This is a genomic window from Agromyces sp. LHK192 (assembly GCF_004006235.1).
Lineage (GTDB): Bacteria > Actinomycetota > Actinomycetes > Actinomycetales > Microbacteriaceae > Agromyces.
The window spans coordinates 1,557,147-1,575,404 of sequence record NZ_CP034753.1 but is presented as its reverse complement, the minus strand read 5'-3'; the positions used below and the strand labels follow the sequence as shown (position 1 = coordinate 1,575,404).

Annotated in this window: 15 protein-coding genes; 4 read left to right on the top strand and 11 right to left on the bottom strand. The window is 72.5% G+C overall.

Annotation, left to right across the window (positions count from 1 at the left end; all coding sequences use genetic code 11):
* Positions 1 to 7: 7 nt before the first annotated feature.
* Positions 8 to 760, bottom strand: coding sequence for a hypothetical protein (locus ELQ40_RS06955; RefSeq protein ID WP_127793033.1), 753 nt, complete (start codon positions 758 to 760; stop codon positions 8 to 10).
* A gap of 57 nt (positions 761 to 817) precedes the next feature.
* Between ELQ40_RS06955 and ELQ40_RS06950 the strand changes: the two genes are divergently transcribed.
* Both ELQ40_RS06950 and ELQ40_RS06945 read left to right on the top strand, forming a co-directional pair.
* Positions 818 to 1,579, top strand: a complete 762-nt coding sequence (locus ELQ40_RS06950) for a lysophospholipid acyltransferase family protein (RefSeq protein ID WP_127793032.1) — start codon at positions 818 to 820, stop codon at positions 1,577 to 1,579.
* A gap of 63 nt (positions 1,580 to 1,642) precedes the next feature.
* The gene (locus tag ELQ40_RS06945; RefSeq protein ID WP_127793031.1) at positions 1,643 to 2,554 is read left to right on the top strand and encodes a hypothetical protein; all 912 of its coding nucleotides are present in this window, start codon (positions 1,643 to 1,645) and stop codon (positions 2,552 to 2,554) included.
* 24 nt (positions 2,555 to 2,578) lie between these two features.
* Here ELQ40_RS06945 and ELQ40_RS06940 read toward each other — a convergent pair whose 3' ends face one another.
* Complete coding sequence (locus tag ELQ40_RS06940; RefSeq protein WP_127793030.1) at positions 2,579 to 3,097, bottom strand: OsmC family protein; 519 nt, start codon at positions 3,095 to 3,097, stop codon at positions 2,579 to 2,581.
* A 91-nt stretch (positions 3,098 to 3,188) separates the two neighbouring features.
* Here ELQ40_RS06940 and gabT point away from each other — a divergent pair, with 91 nt between their 5' ends.
* Both gabT and ELQ40_RS06930 read left to right on the top strand, forming a co-directional pair.
* Positions 3,189 to 4,577: a 4-aminobutyrate--2-oxoglutarate transaminase gene (gene gabT, locus ELQ40_RS06935; RefSeq protein WP_127793029.1), complete on the top strand. Its 1,389-nt coding sequence runs from the start codon at positions 3,189 to 3,191 to the stop codon at positions 4,575 to 4,577.
* A 3-nt stretch (positions 4,578 to 4,580) separates the two neighbouring features.
* Complete coding sequence (locus tag ELQ40_RS06930) at positions 4,581 to 5,570, top strand: asparaginase (protein ID WP_127793028.1); 990 nt, start codon at positions 4,581 to 4,583, stop codon at positions 5,568 to 5,570.
* Between the two features lie 102 nt (positions 5,571 to 5,672).
* Here ELQ40_RS06930 and ELQ40_RS06925 read toward each other — a convergent pair whose 3' ends face one another.
* The 9 genes from ELQ40_RS06925 to ELQ40_RS06885 form a co-directional block, all read right to left on the bottom strand.
* Entirely contained in the window at positions 5,673 to 6,473 is an 801-nt protein-coding gene (locus tag ELQ40_RS06925; protein ID WP_240666020.1) for an ABC transporter permease, read from the bottom strand.
* A gap of 98 nt (positions 6,474 to 6,571) precedes the next feature.
* On the bottom strand, positions 6,572 to 7,483 hold the full coding sequence (locus ELQ40_RS06920; RefSeq protein ID WP_127793027.1) for an ABC transporter permease: 912 nt from the start codon (positions 7,481 to 7,483) through the stop codon (positions 6,572 to 6,574).
* A gap of 1 nt (position 7,484) precedes the next feature.
* Positions 7,485 to 8,684 carry an ABC transporter ATP-binding protein gene (locus ELQ40_RS06915; protein WP_127793026.1) on the bottom strand — a complete coding sequence of 400 codons (1,200 nt, stop codon included), beginning with the start codon at positions 8,682 to 8,684 and terminating at the stop codon, positions 7,485 to 7,487.
* Between the two features lie 14 nt (positions 8,685 to 8,698).
* Positions 8,699 to 9,883: a PotD/PotF family extracellular solute-binding protein gene (locus ELQ40_RS06910; protein ID WP_127795177.1), complete on the bottom strand. Its 1,185-nt coding sequence runs from the start codon at positions 9,881 to 9,883 to the stop codon at positions 8,699 to 8,701.
* 178 nt (positions 9,884 to 10,061) lie between these two features.
* Positions 10,062 to 13,004, bottom strand: coding sequence for an FtsK/SpoIIIE domain-containing protein (locus tag ELQ40_RS06905; RefSeq protein ID WP_127793025.1), 2,943 nt, complete (start codon positions 13,002 to 13,004; stop codon positions 10,062 to 10,064).
* 113 nt (positions 13,005 to 13,117) lie between these two features.
* The gene (locus ELQ40_RS06900) at positions 13,118 to 13,495 is read right to left on the bottom strand and encodes an FHA domain-containing protein (protein WP_240665981.1); all 378 of its coding nucleotides are present in this window, start codon (positions 13,493 to 13,495) and stop codon (positions 13,118 to 13,120) included.
* 152 nt (positions 13,496 to 13,647) lie between these two features.
* The gene (locus ELQ40_RS06895) at positions 13,648 to 15,984 is read right to left on the bottom strand and encodes a transglutaminase domain-containing protein (RefSeq protein ID WP_164863499.1); all 2,337 of its coding nucleotides are present in this window, start codon (positions 15,982 to 15,984) and stop codon (positions 13,648 to 13,650) included.
* Positions 15,981 to 17,288: a DUF58 domain-containing protein gene (locus tag ELQ40_RS06890; RefSeq protein WP_127793022.1), complete on the bottom strand. Its 1,308-nt coding sequence runs from the start codon at positions 17,286 to 17,288 to the stop codon at positions 15,981 to 15,983. The genes ELQ40_RS06895 and ELQ40_RS06890 overlap by 4 nt, the downstream gene beginning before the upstream one ends.
* On the bottom strand, positions 17,285 to 18,256 hold the full coding sequence (locus tag ELQ40_RS06885; protein WP_127793021.1) for a MoxR family ATPase: 972 nt from the start codon (positions 18,254 to 18,256) through the stop codon (positions 17,285 to 17,287). Before ELQ40_RS06885 ends, ELQ40_RS06890 begins: the two co-directional genes overlap by 4 nt.
* Positions 18,257 to 18,258 lie beyond the last annotated feature (2 nt).

Here is an 18,258-nt window from a genome sequence, read left to right as displayed (position 1 = left end):
CGGTGCGCTACGGCAGTAGTGCCACCGCCGCCGCGAGGGGCGGGGACGCGGCTCCCTCGCCCGCGGGTTGCGGTTCGACCTCGACCGGCACGTCGAGGACGAGCACCCGGGCCCAGTCGGCCCCGAACTCCGGGATGCCGCGGGCGAGCACGGAGCGGCCCGACCGGTCGCCGAGCACGTCGGCCTCCGGCTCGACCAACTCGACCCGCGCGGGCTCCACGAACGTGCGATGGCCCAGTGCTCGCGCGACCGCCGCCTTCCGCACCCACATCCGGCCGCGCAACGCCGCGCGTTCGGCGTCGGGCACGGCGCGGAGGCGCTCGAGTTCGGCGGGGTGGAACGCCGTGGCATCGACCCGGACGAGGTCGGGCCCGGCACGTCCGATCGCGACGCCGATCGCACCGCCGGTCCGGATCGCGGCGACGGTGACGCCGCCGACCGCGACGGCGTCGCCCACCCAATGCGCCCCGGACGGAGCCGCCGGATACTCGATCCGCGGCGCACCGTGGCGCGCCCCGCACTCCGCGCACGCTCCGACGAGTTCCACGTCCTCGGCCGGCGTGTCGGACGCCTCGGCGACCACGCGCGAGAGCAGCTGGTTCGCGGCCGTCCGCCGTTCCCCGGTCTGGCGGGCGATGGTGAGCCGGTGCTCGTCGAACGCCCAGACGACCCCGCCGCCGGCCGCCGACGCTCCGGCGCGTTCGATCGCTCCGGGGATCCCCCGGCCCGGGGAGGCCTGCTCGGTGCCGCCAGCGTCCATCCGTCCATCTTCCCGGATATGCCGTGCGACGCATATCGACGCGCCTAACGTCGGAGGGTGAGCGAGATCGAGGCGACGGCCCTCCCGGTGTCGGCGACGCGACCGGGAGCGACCTACCACGTCTTCCGAGGCATCCTGCGCCCGCTCGTCCGGCTGGTCTGGCGCCCGAAGATCATCGGCACTGACCTCGTGCCGCGCACGGGCGCCGTCATCCTCGCGTCGAACCACCTCTCGTTCATCGACAGCATCGCGATCCCGCTCGCGGCACCGCGCCAGGTGCAGTTCCTGGCGAAGTCGCACTACTTCACCGGCACCGGCTTCTCGGGCTGGGTCTCGCGGACGTTCTTCACCGCGATCGGCGCGGTCTCGGTCGAACGCGGCGCCGGATCCCAGGCGCAGGAAGCCCTCGACCAGGGACGGCGCATCCTCGAGGCGGGCAGTGCGTTCGCGATCTACCCCGAAGGCACGCGTTCGCTCGACGGCAGGCTGTACCGCGGACGCACCGGCGTCGCCTGGCTCGCGCTCTCGACGGGCGCGAAGGTCGTGCCCGTGGGGCTCGTCGGCACCGAGGAGATCCAGCCGGTCGGCGCGAAGCGCCCGCGCATCCGCCCCGTCACGATCCGGTTCGGCGAACCGCTCGACCTCGCCCGCCACGGACCCGCGACGTCGGGTCGGGCTCGGCGTGCGGCCACCGACGAGATCATGACCGCGATCCAGGCGCTCACCGGCCAGGAGCCGGCGGGCGTCTACAACGAGGCGCCGCCGGCGACCACGCTCGCGAAGATCGCCGACCGTATCGCGCCGCACGAGCGCCTGTAGGAACCGCGCGGGCGCTCCCGGATTCCCAGCGCGACGGCAGCGTGGGTGGCTAGGGTCGTGCGGGTGAGAACCGCCCCGCTCGCCGCCTCCGTCGCCGGCTTCGCCGCAGCCCTCGTCCTGCTCGTCGCCGGATGCACCGCGGGCGCGCCCACCGTCGAGCGCCCGGCGGAGTCCAGCTCTGCGGGGTCGACGTCCGCCGAACCGCCCACCTCGGAGTTCCAGGCCGGGTACATCGTCAGCGACGACAGCTTCTACGACGCCGGGGCGATGACCGAACGCGAGGTCCAGTCGTTCTTCGAGTCCGTCTCCTGCCGCGCCGACGTGGGGGTGGTCTGCCTCGCCGACTTCCGGGAGAGCACGACCGATCAGGCCCATGAGGAGGCCGGCCACTGCGACGCCTACCGCGGCGCCCGCAACGAACGGGCGAGCCGCATCGTGGTCAGGGTCGCCGAGGCGTGCCGGGTCAGTCCCAAGACGCTCATCGTGCTGCTGCAGAAGGAGCAGTCGCTGCTCACGCGCCCGAGCGAGCACGGATACACCCGGGCGACCGGATACGGCTGCCCCGACACGGCCGACTGCGACCAGGAGTACTTCGGATTCTTCAATCAGGTGTACCACGCGGCCTGGCAGTTCCGGCAGTACACCGAGCACCCCGACCGGGCCTACCGGATCGGCGTCGTCGACGTCGGGTACAACCCCGATCCCGCCTGCGGCGCCTCGCCCGTCGACATCCGCAATCAGGCCACCGCGAACCTCTACAACTACACGCCGTACCAGCCCAACGAGGCGACGCTCGCCGATCCCGACTCGGGCGACGGATGCTCCGCCTGGGGCAACCTCAACTTCTGGCGCATCTGGCACCGCTGGTTCGGCGACCCCACCGCCGAGCGCTACCCGGGCTTCCTGCCGCCGTGCACCCGCCTCATCGGCGGCGATCCGTGCCCGGAAGGCGTCGTCGTGCCCGCGCGCCCCTGAGTCGCGCCCGACCGGTCCGCCCGTTCAGCGCGCGACCACCTCCGCGACCGGTTCGTGCCGGATCGGGAACGCCACCGAGGAGGCGATGAAGCACAGCGCGGATGCCTCCGCGTGCAGCGCCTGTGCGACCTCGACCATCGCGGGCTCCGCCACGCCGACCCGCGGACGGAGCACGGCCTCGATGATCGCTCCCCCGCCGCGGGCGTCCTGGCGCAGCGTCGCGGTCGCGTCATCGCGGTACGCGGTCACGACCACTCCCGCTCGTGCGGCGACGTAGAGGTAGCTGAGCAGGTGGCAGTCCGCCAGCGCGGCGAGCAGGAGCTCCTCCGGGTTCCAGCGGGCCGGGTCGCCGTGGAACGGGCGCGCCGCAGACCCCTCGATGGCGTGGAGCTTGCCGTCGGCGCGCACGACGTGGCTGCGCGCCGCCGACGTGACCCGGCTCCGGCGCGCGGGCGCGGCGCCGGCCACGGTCGGTCCCGACACCGCCGCCGGCGTCTCGCCCGTCCACTCCAGTTCCACGCGGAACCCGTGTTCGCCAAGCATCGCCGCCTCCCGTCGCGCGCCCGTGCGGCGCGAGCCATCCGTTCGATTCTGCCCGCCCCGGCCGCGGGCGCGGCGATAGGCTGGCTGGATCATGACTGACACCATCGACGAGCAGGGCGCCGGCGCACCGGCGGCCGCCGTACCGCAGTACACCGTCCCGCAGGAGCGACTCATCGTCACCGCCGTTCCCGGTCCGAAGTCGCAGGAACTGCACGAGCGACGTCGCGCGGTGGTCTCGGCCGGCGTCGGCAGCGCACTCCCGGTCTACATCGAGCGCGCCAACGGCGCCGTGCTGGTCGACGTCGACGGAAACCGGTTCATCGACTTCGGCGCAGGCATCGGCGTCACGACCGTCGGCCACACCGAGTCGAACGTGGTCGCCGCGGCCGCGAGCCAGTTGCAGGACGTGATCCACACCCTCTTCACCGTCACGCCGTACGAGGAGTACGTGCGCGTCGCCGAACTGCTCGCCGAGCACACCCCCGGCGACTGGGCGAAGAAGTCCGTGCTGGTGAACTCGGGCGCCGAGGCCGTCGAGAACGGCGTCAAGATCGCGCGCAAGCACACGGGCCGCCGCGGCGTCGCCGTGCTCGACCACGCCTACCACGGCCGCACCAACCTCACGATGGCGATGAACTACAAGGCGAACCCGTACGGCTGGGGCTTCGGCCCGTTCGCGGGCGACGTCTACCACGCACCCGGCTCGTACCCGTACCGCGACGGCCTGGGCGGCGTCGAAGCGGCCGAGCGCACGATCGACTACCTCGAGAAGATCGTCGGCGCGGACGACCTCGCGTGCCTCGTCGTCGAGCCCATCCAGGGTGAGGGCGGGTTCATGGTGCCGGCCGACGGCTTCCTGCCCACGCTGCAGGGCTGGTGCACCGCGAACGGCGTCGTGATGATCGCCGACGAGATCCAGAGCGGCATGGCGCGCACCGGCCGCTACTACGCGAGCGAGCACTTCGGCTGGGAGCCCGACCTGGTGCTGTCCGCGAAGGGCATCGCGGGCGGCCTGCCGCTCGCGGCCGTCACCGGCCGCGCCGAGATCATGGACGCCTCGCACCCCGGCGGGCTCGGCGGCACGTTCGGCGGCAACCCCGTCGCGTGCGCCGCGGCGATCGCGGTGTTCGAGGCCATCGAGCGCGACGGACTCCTCGCCGAGGCCGACCGCATCGGTGGCACCCTCACGGCGGGCCTCGAGCGCCTGAAGGAGCGCTACGACGTGATCGGCGACATCCGCGGCATCGGCGCGATGATCGCGATCGAGGTCGTGGAACCGGGCACCGCGACGACGACGAAGCGGCCGAACGCCCAGGCCGTGAGCGCGCTCGTGGCGTACGCCGCCCAGCACGGCCTGCTGCTCCTCAACGCCGGCACGTGGGGCAACGTCCTGCGGTTCCTGCCGAGCCTCGCCGTGACCGACGCGCTGATCGACGACGCCCTCCAGGTGCTCGACGACGGCCTCGCGGCCCTCGGCTGAGCCGTGGCCGGCACCTTCTCCGTCACCGACGCCGTCGAACTCGCCGTGGTCGAACGCAGTGGTTTCGTCGAGTCCCGCCACGCGGGCTCGGCGATCGTCCTGAACCCCGAGGGCGAGGTCGCGCGTGTGCTCGGCGACGTCCGCTCGCCCATCTTCCCGCGGAGCACGCTGAAGCCGTTCCAGGCGGTCGCGGCCATGACCTCCGGAGTCACCCTCCGGGGCGAGGACGCCGCGATCGCGACGGCGAGCCACTCCGGCACCGCGGCGCACGTCGCGCTCGTCCGCGGGCTGCTCGCCCGCGAGCGCATCCCGCTGTCGGCACTCGGCTGCCCGCCGGCGATGCCGATCGACTCCGCCGCGCGCGACCAGGTCGTCCGCTCCGGCGGCGCGAAGGAGCGCGTCTACATGGAGTGCTCGGGCAAGCACGCCGCGATGCTGCTCGCCTGCGCGGCCAACGACTGGCCCCTCGAGGGATACCTCGGCCTCGACCATCCGATGCAGCGCAAGGTGCTCGACGTCCTCGAACGGTTCACGGGCGAACGTCCCGCGGCCAGCGGCGTCGACGGCTGCGGCGCGCCGGTGCACGCGATCAGCCTGACGGGCCTCGCCCGCGGCGTCCAGAAGCTGACGACGTCGCAGACCTCGTCGCCGTTCGCGTTCTTCCGCGAGGCCGCGGAGCTGACGGCCGCCGTGCGGGAGCATCCGTGGGCCGTCGGCGGTCCGGGGCGACCCGACACCGTCGCGATCGAGCGCCTGGGCGTGTTCGCGAAGATCGGCGCGGAGGGGCTCATGGTGATGACCGCGCCGAACGGCACCACCACCGCGGTGAAGGTGCTCGACGGCAGCGCGCGCGCCACGACCGTCGTCGCGCTCCGGCTCCTCGCCGACGCCGGCGCGATCGAGCACGACGCGGTCGACCAGGTGCAGGCCGAACTCGCGCTGTGGGTCATGGGCGGCGACCGCCCGGTCGGCGAGATCCGCGCGTCCGTCTGACCCCGCTCGACAGCCGAACGGATCGGGGCCGGTGCGTCCGAACGCGCCGGCCCCGATCGGTCGTCCGGGCCGACCCGACCCGGTTCGGGCCGACCCGATCCGTCAGTCGAGCTTCGCGAGTCGCCGTGCCCGCGCCGCACGCGAGACCTGTGCGACGACGACGAGGACGATCGCGAACAGGAACACGGCCGACGCGATGACGTTCGCCTCGGCCGGGATGCCGCGCGACGCGGAGATGTACACGTACTTCGGGAACGTCGACACCGACCCGGAGTTGAAGTTCGTGATGATGAAGTCGTCGAAGCTGAGCGCGAACGACAGCAGCGCGGCCGCGACGATGCCGGGCAGCAGCAGCGGGAACGTGATGCGCCAGAACACCTGTGCGGGCGACCCGTACAGGTCGCGCCCGGCCTCCTCGAGCGCCGGGTCGAGGCTCGACACGCGCGCCTTCACCGTGACGACGACGAAGCTGATGCAGAACATCGTGTGCGCCAGGATGATCGTCAGCATGTCCTTCGGCACGCCGACGGCGAGGAACTGCGCGGCGAGCCCGGCGCCGAGCACGACCTCGGGGGTCGCCATCGGCAGGAACAGCAGCAGGCTGATCACCGACCGGGCGCGGAACCGGTAGCGCACCAGCGCGATCGCGATCATCGTGCCGAGCACGGCCGCGAGCACCGTCGACACGAGCCCGACCACGATGCTGTTGCCGAACGCCTCGCAGACCGCGCCGCCCTCGACGTTGCACACGTTCAGCCACTTGTCGAAGGTGAACCCGCGCCACGAGATGTTCGACTTCACCGAGTCGTTGAACGAGAACACGAACGTGTACGCGATCGGGATCAGCAGGAACACGAACGCGGTGATCGTGTACGCCGGCAGCAGCCAGTCGCCGAGCCCGATCCGTCGAGGCCGCGGGCGCGGGTCGACCGGCTTCCGCGCGTCGAGCTGCTCGCTCTCGGAGAGGCCGCCGAGCACGGCGGCCGCCTGCACCTCACCGCTCACAGCAGGTCCTCCGTTCCGCTCCGCTTCACGTACACGCCGACCAGCACGAGGATCGCCGCCATCAGGATGATCGACAGGGCCGCGGCCGCCGGGTAGTTCAGCAGCACGAGGAAGTTCGCCTCGATCACGTTGCCCATCATCTGGGTGTCCGGGCCGCCGAGGAAGTCCCGGCTCGCGTTCACGTAGTCGCCGGCCGCGGGGATGAACGTCAGCAGCGTGCCGGCGACGATGCCCGGCATCGAGAGCGGCACGGTCACCTTCCGGAACACCTGGAACGGGCTCGCGTACAGGTCGGAACCCGCCTCGAGGTACCGCAGGTCGAGCCGCTCGAGGGTCGTGTAGAGCGGCAGCGTCATGAACGGGATGAAGTTGTACGTGAGGCCGAAGATCACCGCGAAGGGGGTGCCGGTGAAGTGCGCGTCGGGTGCCAGCAGCGACAGCGCCTTCAGCGACGTGATGATGAACGACTCGTCCGACAGGATCTGCTTCCACGCGAGCGTTCGCAGCAGGAAGCTGATGAAGAACGGGGCGATCACGAGCACGAGCATCAGGCTCTGCAGCAGCGGCCAGCGGCGCGCCTTGACCCCGATGAAGTACGCCAGCGGGTAGCTGAACGCCAGTGCGAGCACGGTCGCGATCAGCGCGTACCCGAACGAACGGAGGATGTGCGGCCAGTACTGCTGGACGACGTCGACGTAGTTCTGCCAGTTGAACGCGTAGTCGTACACGCCGATGTCGCCGAACTCGCTCGGCGCCTGGAGCGACGTGAGCAGCAGCGAGACGAGCGGCGTCAGGAAGAACAGGACGAGGTAGGCGATGCCGGGCAGGAGCAGGAGCAGCGCGATGGGGCTCTTGCGACGTGGGGCCTGCTCGTGCGCCTCCGCCGTGGCGAATGCTGCGAAGGCCATCTCAGCGTTCCTCGAGCTCCGCGACGAGGTCGTCGCGGCGCTGCGCAGCGATGGCGCTGGTCGTCGCGTCCGCGGCGAAGCGGGCCGCGTCGTCGGGGCCGTCGGCGAGCCCGAACCCGTGTTCGATCCGCCAGCTCAGCCACACCTCGCTGCCGAGGCTCGCCGCCGGCCCGTGGCCGATGTTCTGTGAGAACACCAGCAGCGTGCCCACCCCGGGCACATCGACCAGGTACTGCGTGCTCACTCCCGAGAACGACACGTCCACCACACGGGCCGGGCCGATGAGGTTCCGATCGGATGCCTCGGCCGGCGCCTCCAGGTGCATGGCGACCTTCTCGGGCCGCACGCCGACGGTGACCGTACCGCGGTGCACCTGTGCGCGTGCGGTCGGCACCGTGATGCGGCATCCGCCGGCGTCGACCGTGAAGGACCGGTCGGTCGACTCGACGACCGGGCCGGTGAAGAGATTCGACTGGCCGAGGAAGTTCGCCACGAACACGGTCTCGGGCAGGTCGTACAGCACCTCGGGGGCACCCATCTGCTCGATCGCGCCCTTGTTCATCACGGCGACGGTGTCGGCCATGGTCATGGCCTCCTCCTGGTCGTGCGTGACGTGCAGGAAGGTGAGGCCGACCTCCTCCTGGATGCCCTTGAGCTCGAGCTGCATCTGGCGGCGCAGCTTCAGGTCGAGCGCGCCGAGCGGCTCGTCGAGCAGGAGCAGCGCCGGACGGTTGACGATCGCCCGGGCGAGCGCGACGCGCTGCTGCTGGCCGCCGGAGAGCTGCTGCGGTCGGCGCTGGGCGACGTGGTCGAGCTCGACGAGCCTCAGGGCTTCGTGCGCCCGCGCGTTCGCGTCGCCGATGCGCCGGCGCTTCAGGCCGAACGCGACGTTCTCGAGGATCGTCATGTGCGGGAAGAGGGCATAGCTCTGGAACACCGTGTTGACGGGGCGCTCATGCGCCTTCGTCGACGTGACGTCGGTGCCGCCGATGAGGATGCGACCCTTCGTCGGCTCCTCCAGCCCCGCCACCAGCCGGAGGGTCGTGGTCTTGCCGCAACCCGACGGGCCGAGCAGGGCGAAGAACGACCCGGCGGGGATCGTCAGGTCGAGGTCCTCGATCGCGGTGAAGCCCGGGAAGCGCTTCTGGATCCCGACGAGCTCGAGGTCGGCGCCGCGCTCGGCGAATTCGCGTACGGCCATGGTGGTGCTCCCGATCACGAACCGAGCAGGATCGCCTGGAAGGCGGCCTGGTACTTCTGCTCCTCGGCGCCCGAGAGGGTGCGGAAGATGTGGGCCTGCTCGAGGAACGCCTCATCGGGGAAGATGAGGGGGTTCTCCGCCAGCTCGGGGTCGATGGCGGCGGCCGCCTCCTTCGCGCCGACGACCGGGGTGATGTAGTTCACCCAGGCGGCGACCTCGGCGGCGACCTCCGGCTCGTAGTAGTAGTTCATGAGCGTCTCGGCGTTCGTCTTGCGCGTCGATCCGATCGGGACGAGGAAGTTGTCGTTCCACAGCGTGCCGCCGGCCGTGGGGATGGCGAACTGCCACTTGTCGCCGGCCTCGGCGTTGATCACCGTGATGTCGCCCGACCAGCAGATCGCCGCCAGCGTGTCCTCGCTCTTGAGGTCCTCCAGGTACGAGTTGCCCTTGATGTTGCGGACCTGGCCGGACTCGACCTGCTCGGTGAGCTGGTCGATCGCCGCATCGAACTCGGCGTCGCCCCAGTCGCCGGCGATGTCGACGCCGTTCTGCAGCATGATCAGGCCCATCGTGTCCCGCATCTCGGACAGCACCCCGACGCGGCCCTTCAGCTCGGAGTTCCACAGGTCCTCGACCGACTCGAGCCCGCCGGGGATCGCCTCGGTGTTCCAGCAGATCCCGGCGAAGCCGCCCTGCCACGGCAGGGAGAACTTGCGGCCGGCGTCGAAGTCGGGGTCGCGCAGCGCGGGCGCGAGGTTCGCGAGGTTCGGGATGTTGGCGTGGTCGAGCTCCTGGGCATAGCCGAGGCGGATCCAGCGGCTGATCATCCAGTCGGTGAGGCAGACCGCGTCGGCGCCGATGTCCTGGCCGAGGGCGAGCTGGTCCTTCACCTTGCCGTAGTACGTGTTGTTGTCGTCGACCGCGACCTCGTAGTTGACCTCGATGCCGGTCTCGGCCGTGAAGGCCTCGAGCGTCGGGTAGGCGCCCGAGTCGTCCTCGTCGATGTACGCGGCCCAGTTCGCCCAGTTCAGGGTCTTGTCGCTCGACGACGTGTCGGCGGCGGGCGTGGGCTTGGCCTGCGCGCCGCCCGTGGAGCAGGCGGCGAGCGCGAGCGCGGACGCACCGGCGCCCGCGCCGGCCAGCAGCGTGCGACGGCTCACCTGGGACCGGCGCGCCTGCGCGATCAGGGAACGGATCATCGGGTCCTGCGGAAGGGGCCGTGCGCTCACGGAGACTCCAATCGGGTTCGCTGCTCTGCGTGGGTGGGAAGATACTGCCACACTGCGGTGCGCGTTTCACCGTTTCATATCCGTTTCGTTACGGACAGGTCACATCTCGCACTGATTCCGAACCCGAATCCGCGCGAAACGTTCGGAATCAGCGGGATGGCCAGATGCATCGTCGCGTCGGAGCACCGGCCGAGAGCACCAGGCACTGGCCTCGCCCGGCGTCCAGCAGGGGTGGGACCCGACGGTCTCGGGCGACCGCACGGTACTCCGCCGCGCCGCCGTGCACCACGATCGTGCCCCGTTCGCGGACGGCGGCCAGGATCGCCCAGTTCGCCGCCCACCCGTCCGCGTCCGCCACGACCAGGGGCGGCCGGGCCTCGCCGCGCGCGCCGGCCGCGCGACCTCCGGTGCGCTCGGCGCCGGGGTCGAGCGCCTCGAGGAGGTCGCGCGGCGACGGCGCGCCGGCGCCGAGTTCGACGACCTCGCGCCCGAGGGTCGCGCGAAGGGTTCGGGCGTCGACGTCGACCGCGTCGGTGCACACGGCCAGCGGGCGGTCGGGGCGCACCCGGAGCGGCGGCACCGGCCGTTCGGCCGGGAGCGCGGGTGGCCCGGTGTCGACGACGCGTGCCCGCAGGCCCTGCCACTGGCCGCCGCCCGCCGGTTCGCCGACGCGCCACAGGGCGCCGTCGCCGCCCGAATGCACGAGGTCGGCGCGGGAGGCGTGCTGGAGCAGCACCGCGGAGGTGAACGCCTCGCGCAGCCCGACGGGCAACGCCTGCGACGACGTCGCCGATGCCGCGACGCGAAGGCCCGCGCTGCGCCCCTCGCGCAGGAGCGCCTCGATCACCGCCTGGGCCTCGCAACGGTGCTCCTCCGGCCAGGTACGATATCTCGCCTCGACGTCGTCCACGACCAGCAGGCGCGACGCGCCGAGCGCCTGCGCTCGCACCCGGTCGAGCTCCTCGTGCAGCGCATCCCATTCGGCGCTCCTCGGACCGCCGAGCACGACGACCGAACCGGTGCCGTGCCGTGCCGCGAAGCCACGTGCGATCGCGCCGAGGGCCGTCGTCCGCCCGCTGCCCGGGCGACCCACCACGATCAGGTTCCCCTCCGACTGCGGATGCCACTTCGCGAGGCGGCGGCGCTGCCGCTCGGGGTCGTCCAGCACGCCGAACACGATGCCGTCAGTCGTCGTCCGGTCGTCGGCGCCGACGAGTCGTGCGACGTCGTCCGCCGCGATCCGCGCGGGCAGCGGATCGAGCCACGGTCGGCGGACCGCCCTCCCCGTGATCTGCGCGCGGATCACCGGGAGCACCTCCGACGCGCATGCTGCCTGGAACTCGACCGGTCCGCGTTCGGCCGTGGCCACGATCGCCCGACCGGGCGCCGACGCATCGAGCTCGGCGGCACGCGGGTCGCCGATCACCGCGGTGCTGTCGCCGCGCTCGAGCACTCGCATCGACACCCGCAGTCCGCAGTTCGCCGACACCTGGTCGCGGACGACGCCGTTCGGGCGCTGCGCCGCGAGCACGAGGTGCACACCCAGCGACCTCCCCCTGGCCGCGATGTCGGCGATGAGGTCGCCGAGCTCGGGGAACCTGCCGACCATCGCCTGGTACTCGTCGATCACGATCACCAGACGCGGCAGTTCGACGTCGGGCGTCAGGGCGGACACGTCTCGGGCCCCGACGTCGCGCAGGAGCCGCTCGCGGCGGCCGAGCTCGGCACGGAGGCTCTCGACGGCGCGTCTCGCCTCGGACTCGTCGAGGTCGGTGACGATCCCCGCGACGTGCGGCAGCCCGCGCAGCGGCTCGAATGCCGCGCCGCCCTTGAAGTCGACCAGCAGGAACGCGACGAGCCCGGGCGGATGGGCGACGGCCATCGCCGTCAGCCAGGTCAGCAGGAACTCGCTCTTGCCGCTGCCGCTCGTTCCGGCGACGAGCGCGTGCGGGCCGTCGCGCACCAGGTCGATCGACAGGGGCCCGGCGGCCGCCCGCCCGACGACGACGGCGAGCGAGCCGCGGTCGCCCGGGTCCCGTCGCCCCTGCTCGAGCGCGTCGAACGGCACCGTCCGCGGGAGCAGGGCGGCTGCACCGCCGAGTCCGGCGCGCTCGGCGGCCCGACGCTGGCCGGCCGCCCACCCGGCCGCCTCCGCGGCCGAGACGAGGTCCGGGACGATCTCGCGCGCACCGGGCATCCCGGCCTCGCGCTCGACCACCGCCCGGGTCGGCGTGCGGATCCGGATCACGGTGCGTACGTCAGGCGGTACGAGGCCCGCCTCGGCCGCGACCGCGATCACGAGTCGCGATGCGCCGGGGCTCGCGGGCGGCCCGGACCGCACCGCTCCCCGCCCCTCGCCGTCGCCCGCATCGACGATCTCGACGACGGTCGAGGTCCCGTGATGCGGCAGGTCGGCGGCCCACGCCCAGCCCGGGGTGTCCGGCGCCCGCACTCCGATAGCCCCGGGCGCGGATCGATGCCCGACCTGCACGAGCACCGCGCGTGCCGCGGCTTCCGCGAGCAGGAGCGGACCGACGAACCCGACTCCGGCCGCGCCGTCCACGACGACCTGGCCGTCGGCGACGACGGATGATCGCGCGAGGAACGCCCGGTCCGAATCGTCGGCCGGTGCCCCCGTCACCCGGACGGTGCTGGGCACCGGCCCGCGCCCGACGACGACGTGCACGTGCGGCGCTGGTCCCCAGTGCTCGCCGTGCACCATGCGGAGCACCTGGCGAGCCGTCGGCGACCGGCGGCGACCGGCCGCGCGCTCCCGCGCGTGGGCGTTCGCGACGCGGGCCTCGAGGTCGGTGATCGCCGTCGCCCGGGAAGCCGCGGCCCTGCGGCTCCTGACGCGGGCCTGGCGCCTCGAGTCGAGGATCGACGCGACCGCGACCACCGGACCGAGCGCGGCGAACACGAGCGAGAGCGGCGAACCGGTGATCAGCCAGAGCACGACCGCGCCGGCGATCGGTGCGATGGTCGCGAGGAGGGGGAATCCCGACGGCTGGTCTTCGGCGACGGCGGGCGGCAGGGCGAATGCGAGGTCGACGGCGTGGTCGACGTGCGGCGGCTCGGTGGCGTCGGGCATCCGCTCATTCCAGCGTCGCGCACCGGCGCGCGGGCCCCGCTCCGGGCATCAGTCCGCGGGTCGGCCGATGTCGTCGCGGTGCAGGAACGGTCGCGGAGCTCCGGGGGGCCCGGTCAGGCGACGTCGAACGACTGGTCCGCCAGCAGCACGGTGCTGCCGCGCGGGACGAGGTAGCGGCGACCCGGCTCGCACCGGAGCGCGCCGTCGTCGGGCCGGCGGACGATCGTGCCGTTTCCCGAGAACCGGTCCGCGATCCAGAACAGGCCTTCGTGGGAACCGAACTCGAGGTGCGTCTTCGACACCGAGAGCGTGCGATCGACGATCTGCACGAGATGGTCGAACACCTCCCCCGGCTGGGGCATCGGTCGCCGTCCCACGAGTCCCGATCCGCTGACCGTCCACGTCTCACCGGTGGAGAACCGGAGCGTGAAGGCGGGCGCGACCTCCGGCGCGGCCGGGACCGGGCGGAACCCGTCGACGGGCACGCTCACGACACCCGTCGACAGCGAGTCGCGATCCAGGATCAACGTGTCGCCCGGTCGTGGGTCCCGCCGGCGGGACTCCGGGGTCGCGCTGGTCGAGGACCCGCACTCGCCGCAGAACATCGCACCGTCCGGCAGTTCCGCCGAGCAGATCCGACACCTCATGCGCGCCCTCCCCTCCGGGAGCCAGCGTAGCCGCCGAGCGATCCCAGCGAGATCGCCGCCCGGAACGCCCGACCGGCGCCGGCATCGGTCGCGAATCGACGACTCAACCCGTCGACGGCGTCCCACACGCGCCTCGCCTCCGCCTTCCCGGGGGTCTCGGGACCGTACAGCAGCCGGTCGACGACCCCCGCCAGCACGACGGAGTCGAACCCGCCGATCGCCGCGGCCTGTTCGGCGCGGGTGCCCGACGGCACCGGGATGCCGTAGTCGGTCGCGAGGTCGGCGAACTCCTGCCACGCGCCCTGGACGCGCTGGCGGCCGCTGGCTGCTCGGCGCCGGAGCCGTCGGCGGGCCGCCTTCGCGGCCATGATGACGAGGATGGGGCTCGCCAGGACGAGCACGGCGAGCGCCGCGACGCCCGTCCAGGCGAGCACGGCGAGCAGGATGCCCACCCATGGGTCGTCTGCGCCCTCGCCGTCGTCCGGCGTCAGGTCGGAGTCCGCACCCAGGTCCTCGACCGGGGTCCGATCCTCGGGCGGCGGCGGCACCGACTGCGGACGCGACACCTCGGTCGGATCCTCGGGTTGGCGATCCGGGATCTCCCGCACCTCGGGATTCGGATCCACCTGGATCCATCGACCCTCTGCGTCGCGGACCTCGATCCACGCCTGCAGCCGCTCCCCGGTCAGCACCATCCACCCGTCGGCATCGGGCTCGTCGTCCGCCGTCGGGAGGTACCCGACCGCCACCCGAGCCGGGAACCCGATCTCCCGAGCGAACAGCGCCGAGAGCACCGCGTACTGTTCACCGTCGCCGACCATGGGGCGATCCATCACGAGTTCGACGAGGCGATCGAGCGAGTGCCCGGACCGACTCGAAGCCTCCCCCTCCTGCCCGTGCGACACGTACCCCTCCTGCCTCACGGCGGTGATCGCGGCCGCGAGCCGTTCCCCGGGTTCCCCCGTCGAAGGCGTGTGGTCGAGCAGCCAGCCGCGCAGTTCCTCGGGCAGCTCGGGGCCGGGCGGGAGCACCGCGGTGCCCGGCCGCAGCGTGTCGAGCGCGCCGTCGTCGACCGGGTCGACGACGACCGATTCGGCGGTGAACGAGTCGTCTGCGGCCATTCCGCCCTGCACGGCGGCGACGCCCGTGACGTCGTTGACGACGAATTCGTCGGCGAGGCTCGCGGCACGGGGCCCGCCGAACGCGATCTCGGCGAGCAGGCCCGCACCCGGCACCCAGACATCCTCGTACCCGAGCACGCGGACGTCGATCACGACCTGCTCGCCGGGGGCCCCGGTCCGGTCGATGCGATACGGCAGCCTCGCGAATCGGCTCGAGATCTCGCGACCGTCGTCGCCGCCGACGGAATAGACGACCCCGTCGTAGGTGTCGAGCGTCGCCAGGCGAAGCCCCACGTCCTCCGGAAGTCCGCGAACCGCGAGCATGGGCCGATCTGCGGCGTCCGGCGCGAAGGCGTTCCGGAATCCGGCGAGCGGCGTCCGCAGGTCTCGGAGCTCGAACGCCGGCTGGATCTCGGAGCGGACGACCGTGCGCTGCGGGGTCGGTACCACGACGGCGACGACCGCCGCCGCCACGAGGGCGACCAGCAGGATCGCGGCCGCGCCGACCCATCGTCTGAGGTCCGCCAGGGCGGCCTCCAGCCGACGCGAGGCTCCCAGGGCGCGGCGCCTGGTGATCGCGATCCTGACGAGCCAGGCGACGACCGCGACCAGGAACGCGAGCCCGGCCGCCACGGCGAACTGCTCGTGCACCACGCCGAGCGCGATGCCGGAGGCGAACACGACTGAAGGCGGGACGACCGCGGCGATCGGATGCCTGGTGCGCAGCGCGATCGTCGCCGAGATCGCGCTGCCGACCAGGGTGAGCAGGAACGCCGGCACGAGCAGCGACTGATACGCGCCGACCGGCGCCTGGACCGTCACCAACTGCTTCCAGGAGAGCGCCGTGCCGGTCAACAGGTCCACCATCCCGGCCGCTGTCGGGAGCACGCCGAACAGCGCGCGGGACGGCACCGCGAGCGGTACCCCCAGGAGCAGGTACGCCGAAGCGATCGTCAGGGCGACCGCCCACGACGGCCAGCGACGCAGGGCGCCGACGGCACCGATCGCGAGCCCGGTCGCGAGCGCCACGCCGACGCAGGCCAGGAACCAGCCGTGCTCGTGGATCGGCCACCACGGGATCAGCGCCGCTGCGAAGAGCGCGGCCAGCAGCGCGACGTCCATCACGCCGCCCGCGCCGAACGGTCGGGAGCGGGGCGCGGGGGTCCGCGCCCCGTGCTCCGGAGGTCGCCGATGTTCGGTGAGGGCGCTCACGCCGCGGACGCCTTCCTCGACAGCATCGCCTGCAGGTCCTCGAGGTACCCGATGCCGAAGACGGTCAGGCCACCGGCCTGGCGAACCGACGCCTGACCCTCCGGAGCGCATCGGATCCCGATCGCCTCGACCGTCGCCGGGAGCCTCGCCGCAGCCCCGCGCAACGGCGTCACGGTCCGTGCCGAACCGGTGACGAGGAACGCGACCGAGACGCCGGTGAGCGCTTCGGCGGCCGCGCGGGCGAGGTCGGGCAGCGGCGTCGGGCGTGCGCGCCGTTCGACCAGGCACAGGGCGTCGAGCAGCCGGTCGCGGGACACGGTCGGCAGTTCCAGCATCGGCGAGCGCGAGCCCGGCCCTCCCGGCACGACGAAGGCGAGCGACCTGGCGTCGCGGAGCGCGCGAGCGCCGATCGACGCCGCGGCGCTCACCGCGAGCTCGAACTCGTCGTCGTCGGCGTAGGCATCATGGTCGAGGTCGAGGAGCACGAGCATCCGGCTCCGGCGCGTCTCCTCGTACTGCCGCACCATGAACGTCCCCGTCTTGGCGGAACTGCGCCAGTGGATATGGCGGCGATCGTCTCCGGGTGCGTACTCCCGAAGCGCGTGGAAGGCGATGTCGCTCGAGGTCAGGTCACGGGTCGGCGTGCCCTCGAGGTCTCGGACGAACCCGCTGCTGAGCGGCGAGACGGCGATCGTGCGCGGATGGACGTGCAGCATCTCGACGCCCGACCACACGATCTCCCGGCGGACGATGCCGATGGGGTCCGCGCGCACCGTCCGTGCCGGACCCACGGCGACGACCCCCCTGCGGTGGGTCGGGATCGGCACCCGGTCGTCGACGACGCCGCCGCGCGGCAGCGCGGGGAGGATGCGGTCGACGACGCGGTCGCCGACCGGCACCTCGAGTTGCACGCCGCCGAGCCGTCGGTGCCCCGGATTCGATGCGAGGATGCGGACCTCGGCGGGTTCGCCCGCAGCGACGCGGCTCGCCGGCAGCGTGAGCGTGACGGTCGACGAACCCGTGCCGATCAGCCACAGTGCAGCGATGCCGGCGCAGCTCACCAGACCGGTGCCGAGTGCGATGAGTTCCGTCCAGTCGAGCACGATCCCGGCGACCAGCGATGCCGTCCCCGAGCCGATCACGACCCAGCCCGTGGGCATGACGACCTGGCGTGCACCCGCGACGAGGCTCCTCGCGGCGGCCGCGGCGCGCTGCGCGAGGCGCACCACCCGGGCGATCGCCGCGGCGAGGGCGCCCTGACGAGCGCCGCCGTCCGCGGCTGCGGGTGGGCGCGGCGCGCTCACCCCGCCTGCCTCGCCGAGGGCGGTGGCGTCTCGATGAGCACCTGCGAGATGAGGTTCGACGCCGTCACGCCGTCGAACTCGGCCTCGGCATCGAGGATGAGCCGGTGGGCGAGCACGGGCTCCGCGAGCGCCTTGACGTCGTCGGGGACCACGTAGTGCCGGCCGCGGCCCGCGGCGTGCGTCTTCGCCGCCCGGATCAGGCTGAGCGCACCGCGGACGCTGACGCCCAGCCGGACCTCCCGCGCCGTCCGGGTGGCCTCCACGAGCCTGGAGACGTAGTCGTGGATGGTCGGGTCGACGAACACGCGCCGCGCGAGCGCGGCCATCTCCACGACCTCCTCGGGTGCCAGCTGCGGTTCGACGACGTGCTCGTGCGCGCGATGCTCCGCGCCCTCGAGGATCCGGATCGTGGAGGCGTGGTCCGGGTACCCGATCGAGCTGCGCATCAGGAACCGGTCCAGTTGCGCTTCGGGAAGCCGGTAGGTCCCCGCCTGCTCGATCGGGTTCTGGGTCGCGATCACCATGAACGGATGCCCCACCGGGTGCGTCTGCCCGTCGATCGTGACCTGCCCCTCCTCCATGACCTCGAGCAGCGCCGACTGGGTCTTCGGGCTCGCCCGGTTGATCTCGTCGGCGAGCACGATGTTCGCGAACACCGGCCCGGGGTGGAAGGAGAACCGGCCGGTCCCCTGGTCGTACACCGTGACGCCGGTGATGTCCCCCGGGAGGAGGTCGGGGGTGAACTGCACGCGATTGCTCGCCCCGGACACGGACTGCGCCATCGCCCGCGCGAGCGAGGTCTTGCCGGTGCCGGGCACGTCCTCGAGCAGGAGGTGGCCCTCGCTGAGCAGCGCCGTGAAGGCCAGTCGCACGATCCGGTTCTTCCCGAGCAGCACTTCCTCGACCGCACCGACGAGTCGATCCAGCGATGCGGCGAAGCCGGTCGCCTGCTCGGGGGTCATGCTCATTC

Coding starts and splice junctions, on each gene's coding strand:
- ELQ40_RS06920 (WP_127793027.1), bottom strand. CDS start 7,483: ATGGCCTTCGCAGCATTCGCCACGGCGGAGGCGCACGAGCAGGCCCCA.
- ELQ40_RS06905 (WP_127793025.1), bottom strand. CDS start 13,004: ATGCCCGACGCCACCGAGCCGCCGCACGTCGACCACGCCGTCGACCTC.
- ELQ40_RS06910 (WP_127795177.1), bottom strand. CDS start 9,883: ATGATCCGTTCCCTGATCGCGCAGGCGCGCCGGTCCCAGGTGAGCCGT.
- ELQ40_RS06955 (WP_127793033.1), bottom strand. CDS start 760: ATGGACGCTGGCGGCACCGAGCAGGCCTCCCCGGGCCGGGGGATCCCC.
- ELQ40_RS06940 (WP_127793030.1), bottom strand. CDS start 3,097: ATGCTTGGCGAACACGGGTTCCGCGTGGAACTGGAGTGGACGGGCGAG.
- ELQ40_RS06885 (WP_127793021.1), bottom strand. CDS start 18,256: ATGAGCATGACCCCCGAGCAGGCGACCGGCTTCGCCGCATCGCTGGAT.
- ELQ40_RS06915 (WP_127793026.1), bottom strand. CDS start 8,684: ATGGCCGTACGCGAATTCGCCGAGCGCGGCGCCGACCTCGAGCTCGTC.
- gabT (WP_127793029.1), top strand. CDS start 3,189: ATGACTGACACCATCGACGAGCAGGGCGCCGGCGCACCGGCGGCCGCC.